Source organism: Paracoccus broussonetiae (genome assembly GCF_031854425.1).
GTDB classification, from domain to species: Bacteria; Pseudomonadota; Alphaproteobacteria; order Rhodobacterales; family Rhodobacteraceae; genus Paracoccus; species Paracoccus broussonetiae.
Genome location: NZ_JAVRQI010000029.1, coordinates 1 through 14,828, shown reverse-complemented (window position 1 = coordinate 14,828; position 14,828 = coordinate 1). Strand labels below are relative to the sequence as shown.

Genomic DNA, 14,828 nt, shown 5'->3' with positions numbered 1-14,828 from the left:
AAGCATGGTCGATACCCTCACCCCCGCCCAGAGATCCAAACGGATGTCGCGCATTCGGTCCACAGATACGAAGCCGGAGGTTGCCCTGCGGCGGGCACTTCACCGGCTCGGATTTAGGTTTAGGCTTCACGGACGCCGCTTGCCGGGAAGGCCCGACATCGTCCTCACGAAATATCGTACAGTCATCTTCGTGCATGGCTGCTTTTGGCACCGGCACGAAGGCTGCAAGGTTGCGACGACGCCCAAGTCCAACACCGAATTCTGGATCGAGAAGTTCAGTCGCAACGTCGCTCGCGACGCAGCGGTGCTCGATCAACTGCATGCCGCTCAATGGCGGGTGATCATCGCCTGGGAATGCGATCTGGGTTCTGTTGCCAAGCTTTCTGCGAAAGTGGCTGAGATTGCTGCACAAATTCGATCCATTAAGGATGAGATGTCGTAGATTAGTATGATCTTGCCCTTATTTCATCGGACACTCAGGCGGTTACGAACTGAGCTGCGATCAACTCGCGGCCCGACACATCCTTAGGAAGGACGGCTATCCACCGGAGAACCGTTCTGGGTAGGCAGAGGTTTTGCCCGGTGAGATGATGATGGCATCGCCCTGAGGCTAGGCATGCCCACCTAGCTGCACCGCCTCTTTGATACTCATCACCCTCATTTCCACGGCGACTCGTTGACTTACACCGAGAACTGAATCGGGAATGGAGTCAAAACGCTGGACCATAGCTCGGCGGTTCTGGGAAGGAGTTCTGTCCCGGTTAACCCATTTATTCAGCTAGGCCTATCATAGGGCGGAAAAAAGGCCGTTTTGGGCGCAAAGGAAATGACCGCGCATGCGAGACGCGTACTATCTAGCGTGGATGTAGGTGCAGAAAGGTGTGAGGCATCGTATCAAACCCGCGCCAAACAAAACGAAAATCCACACTTCTGCCCTTTTACAAGACCATAGTCAGGTGATCTACCTCAGACGATTCTTGAGGGCGTCGAGCGCTATCTGATCTATTTCCATTTGGGCAGTCGCGTCCTTCAGCACAACTGTAGATGAGGAGGAGTAATCCCGTATCGGATCCTCTCCGAACGCTTCGTCAAACTCCTCCCAAGAATCGACACGGTAGATCGCCGCGCCCTTGCCCTTTTCATGCTCCGTGTAATAGTCTCGATCTAAAAAGTCATGAGCAGCCCATGCATGAGTCACGATGCCATCGTTAATCATCTTCGCGATGTAATCGTGCCAGTACGAAACCATCTCAGCGTGAACGGTTTTTCGGACGTCGTCCCACTGCCCAACGAACTCTTTGGGGTTAGTGGAAAAGACAAGCACTTCGAGCTTCTCGTCTGCGCTTTGATCATTATCAAATAAAATCGTCGGGGACGGCGGATCCGTGTATTGCTGTTTCCCTACATAGCTTGGAGCTAAATAGAATCGTGCTCGCTCTCGGTTCAACTCACTCTGCGTCTCTGCCCGACCGGAGATGAGATTTGCCCTTAGAACTTCTACTCGTCCGATATCCTCTTTACGATCTTCCGAAAGCGGCTTTAAGGCAATCGTCTGGTATCGGCTGACGTCACGTAGAGGGTCCATTGCCATCATGCGATCGAAATCACTGAAGGTATCAAAAGAGTACACAACGACTCTTTTGTCTACAGCGTGCACAGGTCGCACGCGGCTCGTAAACGACCGCGTTCCCCATACATTTAGCACCCGCCCTTCCGCCGCCAATTCTCGAATGTGCGTGTGCCATTCCATCACCCGCTCCTGCCGATCTATTTTCTTCTTAAGATCCCATGAAATATAATCTTCCGGCGCTGTTATTAGTACCATTACTTTCATGGTGCTTAACCCTGTTTGTCATTAATAGATAATCCAACCAAGAAGGACGTGTGGATGCCGAAATGCTATCTCAGATTTCAGATTTGCACAATGAGAATGGTGCGCTCAACGAAGACATCCTCCCATCCTACATTAGCGTTCTTTATCGGTTGGCCTCGATCTCAGATGCCAATTGGTATCATCCAAGCATCGCAATAATTTCTTTTGCAAGCAATGTCTCATATGGTACAAGGAAGTTCAAAGAGAGAGAATCCGACGTACGTGTATCCAGCCGCTCTTCCGCGGCGGAATACTGAATTTCCAAGAGACTTAAGCAACAGTCACAAGGTTCCCGTTGATGATTCGTTCCGTTATCCCGGTTAGCGCTACGATAATTCATATCATGTCACCTTTCGTACTCGCAGAAGAAATTCGCATCGCAACTTGGCCGGAGTATGGAAAGAATGCTGGCATTGTAGTAGCACAGGAACGCGGTTATTTTTCCGATTATGGCCTGCACGTCACATTAATAGATACATTCCAGAATGGTCTAATACTACTGGAAGGTGGCGACGCGGATTTGGCGCAGGTTTTTTGCAGCGCAATTATTGCCAAGTTCAAGGAAGGCATGGCGGTTCGCATTATAGCGGCTCGAGATCAGAGAACACCCGTAGCGACCGTAGCCCTTCCAAGTCAATCTATTCACGCTCCCGAAGACTACATAGGTAAGCGATGGGGTCACTCGGCAGGTTTTAGCCCTGAAAGGAGCATGCTGGAAAAGATCCTGGAAAATAAAGGGTCGAGTATTGATAGCGTGGATCTCGTCAATCTTGATTTCCCCGCGCGCTTACCTGCACTGTTGAGGGGAGACGTCGATTTTGTTTCAGCATGGCTTGGGAGTGGGTTGCCCACAATGCTGCAAGCGGCCCGAAAGAATGGTCAAGAATTAAGCGTAGTAAGGTGGGACGAGCAAGGCGTCGACGCCTATGGAGAGTGTTGGGCAATCAAAACAAATGAGCATGGTAATGTGCCCGGATGGATAACTCCTTTTCTCCACGCGGCGAGAAAAGGCTATGCTTATTCGCTTGATAATCCCGCAGAGACTTTAGATTTAATTCGTAAAGCTCCGAAATCTGGAGATCCAACCGCGTTGGAATTATCCTTAATCCAAGGCAATGAACTTCTGCTCTCGAAAAGTCAAAGTGAGGCGGGTCTATTGTCTGTATCTAGAGAAGGATTGGAGAAAACGGCGCAATGGGCCGGCCTCCCCACCGAAGGGATGGAAGAGTTGATTGGAGACTGACACACTGTGCTTGCATGTACGTTGCGAATGGCGCTATTTTGCGCATTGGCCTTATGCCTCTGGGAAGCTTCGGTTTTAATTTTTAATTTTCCTGCATATGTGCTACCGTCAGCGAGTGCTGTCTTCCTCGTGATCATCGGCGCATGGGGAGAACTTGGACCACATCTCATAGCGACAACTTGGAAAGCTTTTGTCGCGGCACCTACCGCTGTCGCTGTCGCGCTAGGCTTGACTTTGTTGTCTGACACCGCTGCACTACTCAGGAACCCTATCCTTATTACTACATCTTTTCTTGAAGCAATTCCAAAGGTCGCCATTGCACCTCTACTGATCATTTGGCTTGGAGTGGGAACAGAATCCAAAATTTTTCTTGCAGTGCTGATTTGCCTGTATCCGGCCTACCAACGCCTCGAAGCAGCTTGGCTGGCTGTTCCTGGTGAGCTTGTTGACTTTGCTAAATCACTTGGTGCCTCGCCGCTGAAGGTTGCCATAACTATCAGGCTTAGGTGGATCGTTGCCGACCTGTGGGAATGTCTACGCCTATGCATCCCTTTGTCATTCGTGGGAGTTATGCTCGGTGAAATTGTTGCCTCCGAGGATGGGATAGGAACGGTTGTGATGTATGGGCTAGGCCAACTGGACATGGCATTAGTGATGGCATGTGCGTTCGGTATCGGTCTAATCTCGTCTGCAGCGGTTCTTCTTTGCAGCTTAGCCCACAGATCTGCCTTGAGCCATCGCGATGCTTGAGCTGACGAGCGTGTCTGTTTCCTTTCGAGGAAATTTGGTCCCGGCCCTCAGCAATTTTACTTTCAAGTTTTTGCCTGGCATCCTCTATGGCATCTTAGCGCCGAGTGGATCTGGAAAAACCACTCTTTTGCGGACGATAGCTGGATTACAATCTTGCCAAGGAAGGGTTGTGCTCGAAAAGCAGGTTATGTGGCGCCAGCCCGGACGCTGCGCATTGGTCCCGCAACGCCCTCCTCTACTTCCTTGGGCGACAGTTAGTGAAAACCTTAGTTGGGCGGCCAGAATAGGCGGCGTGCGCAGTGCGGTCTCAATAGAAAGCGCCATCTCCGACTTCCGTTTGGAACCGCATCTTCATAGGTTACCAAAAGAGCTTTCCGGTGGCTGGCGCCATATGGTGGCTTTTGCTATGGTCTCTTGTGTCGCTCCTAAAGTCTTACTGTTGGATGAACCACTGTCTGGGGTCGACGTAATCCGTCGGGAAAAAATCTGGAAGCGGATATCCAAAAAGCGTGAGGTTAATTCGGTGAAAATTCTCGTAACCCACGATACTGTTGAAGCAGCGGAGATTTGTGACAGAGTTCTTGTCTGCAAAGGCCCACCGCTCAAGATTCTGAAAGAAATAGATTGCTCATCATCGCGTGGTACTCCTAGTTGCGCTAGCACCATCAAAGAGATCCTTGAACTCGAATGGAGGGATGAGGTACCAGGACTATGACGAGCGACGGCCGCTTCGCGATGTTCGCTGTAAGTCGTCTCGGTTGCTGACTCGTTTGCAGTAGGTCACGTTATGCTTTCTTTAACATGGCTTAACTGTAATTTATGAGAACAGCTGTTTAAACTGAGGAGTTATCTTCCCCAGTCCCTCTCTTGGTGGGAGTATCCTGAACTTTTTGTATCCTGGCCGGCCCATGCGGTTTGGGATACTCAAGCGTCGAAGCGCTCGCCGAACATTATGGCGAACTGATTGCGGGCCGCAATCCACTCCCGGACATTTCGGCCGTCCTTCTCGAAGTTGCGGATGGCCAGATAGATCAGCTTGGTCGCGGCCTCGTCGGTCGGGAAGGGAACCCGCGTCTTGATCGACTTCCGGATCACGCGGTTCGGCACGGCGCACCCGCGGGATCGTGGAAGCGCGGATGCTGGCGACGAAGCCAAAGATGCTGGTTGCCGTGGCGCTGGCCAACAAAATCGCCCGTGTCGCTTGCGCGTTGATGCTCGGCGATGGGGTGTATCGGGCTTCGGCCACCGCCTGATGACAGGCGGACCGGCCGGGGAGCGTCGGAGGGTGTGAAGGGTCGACTGGAAGGTTATGGACGAAGATCGAGAAGGCGGGATTGGGCAAACCATCAGACCGGACAGCGCCTCGAGCGCGGGCACGGCCACCAGTATCGCTTCGGACTTGGCCAGTTCCTGCCGCGCCGAGGTCATCAGACGTGCAAGAACCCGCGCCGATGGCGTGCGTGCAAGCCCGGTTTGATTGGCCTTACCTTGCCACCACCCTGCGCGCCAGCATCGACGGCCACCCGAAAGCCAGCATCGAGGATAATCATGCCCTGAAGCTTCGCGCAGCCGTCAAGCTTCGCCGCATAGGGCCAGACCGTCGCGCTTACAAATTAAGATCTGCCGCAACGCAAACGCGGGACCGAATAGCTACCATCAGCTTTGCCGCGGTGCACCCACAGCGCTCGATCAAGATCGCGCAGGGACAGGCCCAAGCGGGTGGCATCCTCGCGGCAGAAGGCAATGTAGGCGCGTAGGATGCGGCCATTAATCTCCCCGTCATAGCCCAGTGCTCGCAACGCCATCACGTCGATCAACGGGAACTCGCCGCCCCGTAACCAGCAGGCAAAGGCTGTCGCGGTCGGAACGCCAACCATGCGCAGGCGGCAGAGCGTGCGGATCGCTCCAAGATCGTCGCCTTGGTCCAACCTGGCAACCGCATCTTGGATTACTGCCGCGACATCCGCCCATTCGTTACCGATCAGAAAGCGGCCATAGGTACGGTACGGCTCCTTCCAGCGTACCAGGCGTATCGCATCGTCCATCGAGCCCTGCCCTGCCGCGAGTCGCCCCCCAGCTGCGCACGCAAGCACATCATTGGCGAAATCACCGCGGGACGTGGATGCATAGAGGGGAAGCAACCGCCGAGCATCGTCGGCGGTCGCGAACGGGCTGGTGAACAGATGGCTCATCTTCGTCTCCGCATGGCGATTGGAGCTCAGTCTAATCTACACAAAAGAGATCATTAGGGAGGCGCTTGGGGAAGCGCTCTGCGATTTCGGTGACGACTATGTTCGGCGAGACTCTTTTTACCCGCCTCCTACAGCTCCCACTCTTCGTCCTGCCCGCGGCTGATCCGGGTCCCTACCGATCGATCATCCCCGGCACGCCGCCCGCCGAGCCCGATCTCCTGCCCGTCCCTGGCAATCGCGCCATAGCTTCTTCCCAGCCCTGCGATGCCCCGGGCCAACTGCCGCCGCATTCCCGCATCGGGAAAGTCCGCGGCCAGCGCCCGGTCATCCCCGACAGCGGCCTGGGCGAAGATCCCGGCGCCATAGGCCTGCTTCAGGTCGTGGAGGAAGGCGCGTGCCTGCTCCTCGCGGCCGAACCCGATCCGCTCGCCGCGCGCGACCCCATCGGCGATCTGCGCCAGCGCACGCAGCAACTGCGGGTTCCGTGGCCGTGGCGCTGCGACCTGCTGCTCAGGCAACGTCCTCTCCCTCTCGGCCGGTCCTGATCCTCGCCCGAGGATACCGGCAAGCTTCCCGGCGATCGCCGCCTCGGTTGCGGCGCCTGGCTCCCTTGCCGCGGCGGCCCTGAGCGCTACGAGCCCGGCCGAGACCCGGCTTTGGCCGCTGTCCCGGGCCAGCTCGTAGGCCGCCCTGACCTGCCCGACCCGCTCGCGCATCTGCTGCCATGCCGCGCGCGCCTGGCGGGCGGCATGCACCGCCCTGCCTCGCTCGGTCACCGGCGCGTAGAGCACCCCGTCCCGCTCTGCCTCCCGCCTCGCCCGCCGCTCCATTGCGTTGACCGCCGGCCCGAGCTTGACCTCCGGCGCCCGGTCGAGCTCTTCCGCCGCCAGCGCATCGCCGCGCACCTGCGCGGCTTGGCGCTGCAGCTCGAGCGAGCGGTGATCGACCCGCGCGACCTCTCCGGCCCGTTCCAGCGCCCGGTTCTGCAGCCCGGCCCAGAGCCCGCGCATCGCCTCGATCTCGATGCCGCCGGTTTTTGCGGCATCGAGGACGCGAGTCTTGTCGCCGAAGCCCTTCTCGCCGATCGTCCGCGTCGTGGTCAGCACATGGGCATGGTGATTGCGCTGGTCGCCCTCGCGATGGGGGGCGTGCAGCGCCACGTCGACGGCAATGCCGTAGCGCGCGACCAGCTCGCTGGCAAACTCCCGCACCAGCGCCGCGCGATCCTCGGCGCCGAGCTCGGCCGGCAGCGCCAGCTCCCATTCCCGGGCGGTGACCGAGTTCTTGCGCGTCTCGCGCGCCTCGGCGGCATTCCACAGCGCGGCCCGGTCCCGCACCCACTCCGGCGCGTCCTCCGGGGCGAGGATGAAGCTGGCCTCGATGCCGCGCTTCGCGGAATAATCATGCAGCCGGCCCTCGCGGTCGCAGGCGATGACGGAACCGCTGCGATAGGCCGCTGCGGCGGTGGCTGAGCGCCCGGCGCTGCGCTTGATGGTCTTTACCGAGAGGTGGTAGCTGGCCATGCCGCCTCCCTCGGGAGGGACAGAGAGCCCGGCCAAGCGACGCGCGCCGCCGGCATGCCCTCCGGGTCCGGAGATGGGCAGGGAACCTGAACCGGGCCTGGAGGGCATCCGGCTGGAGCATGTACCACCCGCAGCGCGGGGGGTGTGAGAACCGAGAGAGCTGGTATGCCCCGCCGCGCCATGGGTGAGGTTAGGCAGCAGCGGTTACTCGCGCAAGTTGTATCCGCCGCGAGACCCGCACCGCGCATCTCCGCCGTTGGGATCGCAGGAGCCGCGGCGGCGCGCAACCTGCGCGCCCGCGGCAGTGCCGGGCCCATCGAGACCCGTGCGCAACGCGGCACCCGTTCCGCCCCGACGCCAGGCAGTCTGCTCCAGCGCCAGCGAGGAGCAATGCCCCTGGCGCCGGGCCGCGGAACGGCGGGCGATCCAACCGCCAAGGTTGGTCCTAGAGGGTTTGGGAGGGCGGAAAGCGCCTCCCATATCGATGCGGCAACGCGCATCGACGGGGCTCGCCATCGGCCGGGGCTCTGCCCCGGGGAGATCGCACGCAAATCTCGGAAGCGGAGCTGGAGAGTTTGCATAAGTGCGCCCTTGTCCTTCACTGGACCACGGGTTAGCCCTCGGTGGTTGTCGTTTCAAGTCAGATTTCATCACAGGTATTTCTGAGACCGAAGGAGTTTTTCGATGGCAGAGACCGAGCTCGAACGGGCCGAGAAGCGCTATGCCCAGGCCAGGGCACGATTGCAGGCGCTGAAGAACCGGGAAGTCGCGAAGGAACGCAAGCTTGATACCAGGCGCAAGGTCATCCTCGGCGGCGCCCTGATCGACCTCGCCGCCCGCGACAGCAATGCGAGTGCCATGCTTGATCGTCTGGTTCGCAACTTGCCGCGCGAACAGGATCGCAGGACCTTCGACGGCTGGGAGGTGAAGGCCGCCGCGAGGACGCCGGCCGGGGATGCGGAGGGCATCGAGATCGGGGCGTTTTCGGGAGAGGACGCTGGTGCCGCGCCTGCCAATGCGACGGAGGCCGATCCGGGCGCTGCGGCGCCGTATGCCGGTGATCGCGAGGCCATGGTTGCGCCGGCGGCGTTCGCGGCCGCAGGCCCGGCTTGGAGGAGCGACGGAGAGCCGCGGTGATCGCGCTGATCGGCCGGCTGTTCCGGCTCCTGGTCACGCTCGGGGTGCTGGCCATTGCCGTGCCGGTAGGGATCGTGCTGCTGCTCTTCGCCCTCGGCGCGGGCAGCGGCATCGGGTTCCTCCTCTTCTTCCTGCTACGTGACCTGGTCGAGGGCGGCGCCGGGCTGCGCGATGAATGGCCGGTGACAGTCCTGGGCTGGATCGGCCTGGCGCTGGTCCTGCTGCCGGCCTGCGCCCTGGCGCTAATCGCCTGCGCGCAATATTGCGGCCTCGGCCCGCTCTTCACCGGGATCGGCCGCGACAGCCATGGCTCGGCCCGGTTCAGCTCCAGGCGCGAGCGCGCCGCGCTCCAGCGCGGCGAGGGGCTGCTGATCGGGAGGGATGCCGACACCAACCGGCTCCTCCGCTATGACGGCCCGGCGCATCTGATCACGCTGGCCCCGACCCGGGCCGGCAAGGGCGTCGGCACCGTCATCCCGAACCTCTTGACCGCCAACCGCTCGGTATTGGTCATCGACCCCAAGGGCGAGAATGCCAGGATCACCGCAAGGGCACGGCAAAAGTTCGGCGCCGTGCATGTCCTCGACCCCTTCGGCGTCACCGGCCTGCCCGGCGCCGCCTATAACCCGCTCGACCGGCTGGTATCCGACAGCCCCGATCTCGGCGAGGATGCCGCGGGCCTGGCCGAGGCGCTGGTGATGGATCCGCCCGGACAGACCTCCGAGGCGCATTGGAACGAGGAGGCCAAAGCGCTGCTCGGCGGGCTGATCATGTTCGCCGCCCGCCACGAGGAGCCGGCACGCCGCAGTCTTGCCGCGGTGCGGGATTACCTGACCCTGCCGCCGGAACGTTTCCGCGAGCTGCTGGAACTCATGCAGCAGAGCGATGCGGCCCACGGCCTCATCGCCCGCGCCGCCAACCGCTTTCTCGGCAAAGCCGATCGCGAGGCGGCCTCGGTGCTCTCGAACGCGCAGCGTCACACCCATTTCCTTGACAGCCCGCGCATCACCGCCGCGATGAGCCGCTCCGACCTGCGCTTCGCCGGTCTGCGCCACGAAGTGACATCGGTCTTCCTGGTGCTGCCGCCGAACCGGCTCGATGCCTATAGCCGCTGGCTGCGCCTGCTGGTCGCCGAGGCGCTGCAGGACATCGCAAGGGACGCCGAGCGTCCCGATGGCGCGGAACGCCCTCAGGCAACCGCTGCAGCGCTCTCAGGGGCTCTCACCGGACCGGAAGGGCCCGGAGAGGCCGCAGAGCCGCTGGGAGGTCCCTCACAGCCTCTCAGCGCCCCGGAGAGGCGCAGGGAGCCGCGCAGGGGCCCTGTGCCGCCCACGGAGCCCCGGACGGCTTCCTGGGCCAGGCAGGCCCCTGCCCTGTTCCTGCTCGACGAGTTCGCGGCGCTGGGGCGGCTCGAGGCGGTCGAGCGCGCCATGGGGCTGATGGCGGGCTACGGCATCCAGCTCTGGCCGATCCTGCAGGACCTGAGCCAGCTGAAAGCCCTCTACGGCGCCCGGGCCGGCACCTTCATCGCCAATGCCGGCGTGCAGCAGGTCTTTGGCGTCAACGATCTCGAAACCGCTCAATGGCTGAGCCAGGGCATCGGCAGGGAAACCACCGCCACCCGCAGCTTGAACCAGAAGCCGGGCGAGTTCGACAGCACCACCACCAGCGCCACCGGCCGCGATCTGCTGACCCCGGACGAGATCATGCAGCTGCCGCCCGAAGCCCAGCTTCTGCGCATCCAGGGCCAGCCGATCACCCTCGCCCGCAAGCTGCGCTACTACGCCGATCCTGAGTTCAGGGATCTCTATGAGCCGCAGCCATGAACCCAGACCAGACATGGTCGAGATGCCCGCAAATGTGGGTTTGTGGGCATCCTACTGAGGGTTAAATAGAGTTATATTAGAGTTACGCACCAGAAACCCTCTCATAACTCAATGTAAAAACTACTTTTTTTCTACATGCCGGTGTGTGAAATGACGAATCTAGGTGTGTGAAATGACGAATCTAGGTGTGTGAAATGACGATAGAGATTGAAGTTATCCACAGGCCGCCTAGGGTGTGTGAAATGACGAGTCTTGACGTCGGGTGTGTGCAATGACGATAGTATGCTATGGTGTGTGAAATGACGAATCTGGGGCTGATGGAAGGTGTGTGAAATGACGAATTCGCGCTCCCCCCTTCTGCCTGACCGTCATCCACAAAAAGATCTCTTCGTTTGTGATATTGTGGACGCTGTGCCCAAAGGGGATATGGCCTCAATGGAGCACCCGGTGTTCTCCCTGTCGACGAAGCCGGACATGAAACCGCGGTGTTATCAGAACGGCGACAATTCGATTGAAGTTTCCCCATCGCGTTATGGTTTGGCTACAGTGCATGATCGTGATGTGCTGATCTATTGCATCAGCCAATGCATGGCTGCACTCAACGAAGGGCGAAAGGTCAGTCGCTCGATGAGATTCAAGGCGCATGACCTGCTTGTAGCGACGAACCGCCAGACCTCTGGTCAAGGGTATCAGCTCTTGAAAGACGCGCTACGGCGGCTGCAAGGAACGCAGATCGAGACAAACATCCGCCAAGGAGGCAAGGAGTATTTCAAGGTATTTGGCCTTATCGAGTCCGCGGAGATTGTTCGCGAGACGCGTGACGGTCGGATGCTCGATGTCGAGATTACCCTGTCAGATTGGGTGTTTGATGCGATTGAGAACAACCACGTCTTAACACTGAACAAGCAGTACTTTTTTCTTAGAAAGCCGCTCGAACGGCGACTCTATGAGCTAGCCCGCAAGCACTGTGGAGCTCAATCAAAATGGACGTGTGGCCTTGAACTTTTGCGCGACAAATGCGGCTCGGGTTCGACCACAAAGGAGTTCCGGCGGCTCCTGTCCAAAATTATCGAAGATGACGATGCGCATGATCATCTGCCAGATTATGTCATGAGCATTGAGGGTGATAATGTCGTGTTTCGTCCTAAGGGCGCTGAGGTCGTGATAGCACCCCCCTTCCAATCTCTGGGATTCAAAAAACTCGATACGCATGACGAGGCCCGACAGCTCGCGCCGGGTTGGGATATCTACGTGCTGGAGAACGAGTGGAGGTCTTGGGTACGTGACAAGGCCATTGATGTGAAGGACGCGGACAAGCACTTCCTTGCCTTTTGCAAGAAGCGCGGCGCATATCAAAACTAAAGGCACAAACCCACATTTGTGCCTTTACGCTTTTCCACTAATGTGGCTTAATCGATCCATGATCATATCGTTCCTGAATCAAAAAGGCGGCGTTGGCAAAACTACCCTATCGGTGAATGTGGCGGGCTGCTTGGCACGCCAAGGCCATCGAGTATTGCTGATCGACGCGGACAAGCAAGGCTCGGCCACGACATGGGCGAGCTTGCGTGAAGACGCGCCCTTTCAGGTCGTTAGCATGGCACGGGCCAATATGGCGCGCGATGCGCTGAAGCTTGCCCGGGATTACTCCCATACGGTAATCGACGGGCCGCCGCATGCGGAAGAGATCGCCCGGTCCTGTATCGTTGCCTCTGATTTCGTGGCACTGCCGATCGAGCCGTCCGGTCTCTCGACTTGGGCATCCGACTTGACGGTGCGGCAGGTGAAAGAGGCACAAGAATTTAAGCCATCCCTCAAATGTGGGTTTGTGGTTTCCCGCAAGATCGGGAAAACTGTCATAGGGCGCGATATTCGCAACATGGCTGCCGAGGCGGGTTTGCCGATTTTGGCAAGTGAGATCGAGCAGCGAGTGGCCTTCGCCGAAGGCATGACCATGGGGCAAACGATTTTTGAGTGGGCAGGCGATAGCAATGCAGCCCGCGAGATCGACCAACTGACGAAAGAGATTGAGCGGTATGTCGAAGAAGACATTTTCAGCGGCTCCAAAGCCGAAGCAGCCAACGGATGATCAAATCCTCGCGTTCGAGCGTGGCGGGGCGGGACACGACACGAGAAAAGTGGCGACGCACGCCTCCAAGTCTGTGCCAGATGAACCGACCAAACGCCTAAGCCTGGATCTTCCGGCAAGTTTGCACACGCGGTTCAAAACGGCGTGCAGTGCCACGGACCGGAAGATGGTTGGCGAGCTGCAAGCCTATATCAAGACGCGCACACAAGAACTGGAAGATGAGGCGGGAATAACCCGCAAATAAACAAATGCACAAATGTGGGTTTGTGCGACACCTTGCAGGAAACGCTACCTGGGGCGTAACAAGCAAAGGGAGGGCGGTGACATAGGCAACATCGCCGCAGGATGAGTATGCACGCAGAGTTGAGAACCAGAGAAGCCCTTGGGCCGTTCGGCCCGGTAGAAGAGAAGAACGCACCGGACGTGCTGTACACGGCTGGTGATACGTCACTTCTGACAGAAGGCTCGCGTGTGGCGATTGTAGGTTCCCGGAAAGCCACCCCTGACGGCATCAAACGGGCGCAGGCTGTCACACGTGCTTTGGTGCAGCAGGGCATTGTCGTGGTCAGCGGCCTCGCGGAGGGAATTGACACGGTAGCGCATAGAACAGCCATTGATGAGGGCGGGCGTACCATTGCGGTGCTGGGCACGCCATTGTCTAAGGCGTATCCGGCCAAGAATGCGGGGCTGCTCGAAGAGATCAAACGCAACCACTTGGCGATTTCACAGTTCCCCGAAGGCTATCCTGGCAAAGGCGAGAACTTCCCGCGCCGCAACCGGACGATGGCGCTCATCTGTGATGCAACCATCGTCATTGAAGCGAGTGAGAGGAGCGGGACACGTCACCAGGGATGGGAAGCTATTCGGCTTGGCCGCGATCTCTACCTGCTAGAAAACGTCGCGACCAATCCGAACCTGACTTGGCCGAAACAGCTCCTAGAATACGGTGCCCAAGTTCTGCGGCGTGAAGATCTTCCGGATATTCTGCTCGATATCCCGAATTACACTGCCGGAGGTGTTCGTGCCTTCGAGCTATGAGTACGGCACGTTCGCCAATTACTCCCCACGCGGCAGCTCGGACCTTTCAAAACGATCTCGGGGCACGTGTGGTGCCATCAAGGCTGGCCGAGTCGATATCATCGCCTCGGCGATCCCGCACCTACAAAACCCCAAGGCGGACATTCTGCGACCATTTCTGGGGCCGGATGTAACCCTGGTGCCGGTGCCACGCTCTGCACCGCTTCCGGAAGGGGCGCTCTGGCCCGCTAAGGTCATCTGTGACGTGTTGCACGAGCACGGCTTTGGCCAGAATGTGCAAACTTACCTGAAAAGAGTGAAGGCGGTTCCCAAGTCGTCGAACTCGCAAGGAGCGGATGACAGGCCGATCGTGCCGGTTCACATGGAAAGTATCGAGGCGGAACGGCCCTTCTTCATACCGGACAAGATCACGCTCGTCGATGACGTGCTTACATTGGGCCGCACGACATACGCTTGCGCGGAGTTGTTGCGCGAGGTCTTTCCTGAAACTGAAATTCGCATCTTCGCGATGATCCGCACCCAGAGTCTGGTGCCCGATATTGAGAAGATCGTTGATCCGGCAATCGGGGTCATCACCGGTTTTTCTTCAGGGAAGACGAAGCGTGACCCATGAGTCAATAAATCCACAAATGTGGGTTTTATCATACGGTCTGATGCCGATAAGGGGGCGGAATAGTACGCTAGGGTCGTAGCCTCACCCCAGCAAATCCGTGGCCGGGTTCTCGGCGATATCGACATCGGCATAGTAGCCCTGGGCCTGCTGGACCGAGCGATGCAGGCTGAGCTGCATGGCGGCGGGCAGGGGGGTGTGGTCGAGCGCGGCCTGGGTCAGGAAGCCGGCGCGCAGCCCGTGCGGGCTGGCGAATTCGGCTGGGTAGCCGGCCAGCACCAGGCGATGACGCAGCACCTGGCGCAGGCCATCGGCGGAGAGGCGGCGCCTGAGCACCCGGTCGGCCTGGCTCACCGGCCTGAACAGCGGCCCGTCCTCGATCCGCGCCACCGCGATCCAGCGCATCACCGCGCGCGCCGCACGACCCTTCAGCGGCAGGCGCAGCGCCAGCTCCGGGCCGCTGGTCTTGGTATGCAGCAGCCGGATGCGCAGCAGGCCGGTCTCGGCAAAATCTTCGCTGTCGATGTCGGCCCGGTTCAGCGCGACG

The 14,828-nt window shown here is 59.2% G+C and carries 13 protein-coding genes and 3 pseudogenes; 11 read left to right on the top strand and 5 right to left on the bottom strand.

Annotated features, from left to right (window positions below):
* The first annotated feature begins 4 nt into the window (after positions 1-4).
* Positions 5-442, top strand: a complete 438-nt coding sequence (locus tag RM190_RS22620) for a very short patch repair endonuclease (protein WP_311761744.1) — start codon at positions 5-7, stop codon at positions 440-442.
* A gap of 519 nt (positions 443-961) precedes the next feature.
* On the opposite strand, the gene RM190_RS22615 is transcribed toward RM190_RS22620, so the two are convergent.
* Positions 962-1,834: a hypothetical protein gene (locus RM190_RS22615; protein WP_311761743.1), complete on the bottom strand. Its 873-nt coding sequence runs from the start codon at positions 1,832-1,834 to the stop codon at positions 962-964.
* A gap of 337 nt (positions 1,835-2,171) precedes the next feature.
* Here RM190_RS22615 and RM190_RS22610 point away from each other — a divergent pair, with 337 nt between their 5' ends.
* From RM190_RS22610 to RM190_RS22600, 3 genes are read left to right on the top strand one after another with little or no spacing between them, the layout of a single operon-like run.
* The gene (locus RM190_RS22610; protein WP_311761742.1) at positions 2,172-3,116 is read left to right on the top strand and encodes an ABC transporter substrate-binding protein; all 945 of its coding nucleotides are present in this window, start codon (positions 2,172-2,174) and stop codon (positions 3,114-3,116) included.
* Between the two features lie 27 nt (positions 3,117-3,143).
* Positions 3,144-3,866: an ABC transporter permease gene (locus RM190_RS22605; RefSeq protein ID WP_311761741.1), complete on the top strand. Its 723-nt coding sequence runs from the start codon at positions 3,144-3,146 to the stop codon at positions 3,864-3,866.
* Positions 3,859-4,581 carry an ABC transporter ATP-binding protein gene (locus RM190_RS22600; RefSeq protein WP_311761740.1) on the top strand — a complete coding sequence of 241 codons (723 nt, stop codon included), beginning with the start codon at positions 3,859-3,861 and terminating at the stop codon, positions 4,579-4,581. The genes RM190_RS22605 and RM190_RS22600 overlap by 8 nt, the downstream gene beginning before the upstream one ends.
* A gap of 209 nt (positions 4,582-4,790) precedes the next feature.
* On the opposite strand, the pseudogene RM190_RS22595 reads toward RM190_RS22600, so the two are convergent.
* Positions 4,791-4,967: pseudogene (locus RM190_RS22595) on the bottom strand (IS256 family transposase); the annotation flags it as partial.
* On the opposite strand from RM190_RS22595, the pseudogene RM190_RS22590 reads away from it, so the two are divergent.
* Positions 4,962-5,119, top strand: a pseudogene (locus RM190_RS22590) (IS110 family transposase); the annotation flags it as partial. The pseudogenes RM190_RS22595 and RM190_RS22590 overlap by 6 nt on opposite strands.
* 360 nt (positions 5,120-5,479) lie before the next feature.
* Here RM190_RS22590 and RM190_RS22585 read toward each other — a convergent pair.
* On the bottom strand, positions 5,480-6,058 hold the full coding sequence (locus tag RM190_RS22585) for a hypothetical protein (RefSeq protein ID WP_311761739.1): 579 nt from the start codon (positions 6,056-6,058) through the stop codon (positions 5,480-5,482).
* Positions 6,059-6,186: 128 nt separating this feature from the next.
* Entirely contained in the window at positions 6,187-7,581 is a 1,395-nt protein-coding gene (mobQ, locus tag RM190_RS22580) for a MobQ family relaxase (RefSeq protein WP_311761738.1), read from the bottom strand.
* Positions 7,582-8,265: 684 nt separating this feature from the next.
* Here mobQ and RM190_RS22575 point away from each other — a divergent pair.
* The 6 genes from RM190_RS22575 to RM190_RS22550 all read left to right on the top strand — a co-directional run bounded on the left by RM190_RS22575 (position 8,266) and on the right by RM190_RS22550 (position 14,284).
* The gene (locus RM190_RS22575) at positions 8,266-8,718 is read left to right on the top strand and encodes a hypothetical protein (RefSeq protein WP_311761737.1); all 453 of its coding nucleotides are present in this window, start codon (positions 8,266-8,268) and stop codon (positions 8,716-8,718) included.
* Positions 8,715-10,544: a type IV secretory system conjugative DNA transfer family protein gene (locus tag RM190_RS22570; RefSeq protein ID WP_311761736.1), complete on the top strand. Its 1,830-nt coding sequence runs from the start codon at positions 8,715-8,717 to the stop codon at positions 10,542-10,544. Before RM190_RS22575 ends, RM190_RS22570 begins: the two co-directional genes overlap by 4 nt.
* A 333-nt stretch (positions 10,545-10,877) precedes the next feature.
* A complete protein-coding gene (locus RM190_RS22565) occupies positions 10,878-11,906 on the top strand; it encodes a replication initiator protein A (RefSeq protein ID WP_311761735.1) in 1,029 nt (342 codons plus the stop codon).
* Positions 11,907-11,964: 58 nt separating this feature from the next.
* Entirely contained in the window at positions 11,965-12,633 is a 669-nt protein-coding gene (gene parA / locus RM190_RS22560) for a ParA family partition ATPase (RefSeq protein ID WP_311761734.1), read from the top strand.
* A 351-nt stretch (positions 12,634-12,984) separates the two neighbouring features.
* A complete protein-coding gene (locus RM190_RS22555; RefSeq protein ID WP_311761733.1) occupies positions 12,985-13,671 on the top strand; it encodes a DNA-processing protein DprA in 687 nt (228 codons plus the stop codon).
* Complete coding sequence (locus RM190_RS22550; protein WP_311761732.1) at positions 13,655-14,284, top strand: hypothetical protein; 630 nt, start codon at positions 13,655-13,657, stop codon at positions 14,282-14,284. Before RM190_RS22555 ends, RM190_RS22550 begins: the two co-directional genes overlap by 17 nt.
* An 81-nt stretch (positions 14,285-14,365) precedes the next feature.
* On the opposite strand, the pseudogene RM190_RS22545 reads toward RM190_RS22550, so the two are convergent.
* Positions 14,366-14,828: pseudogene (locus RM190_RS22545) on the bottom strand (tyrosine-type recombinase/integrase); the annotation flags it as partial.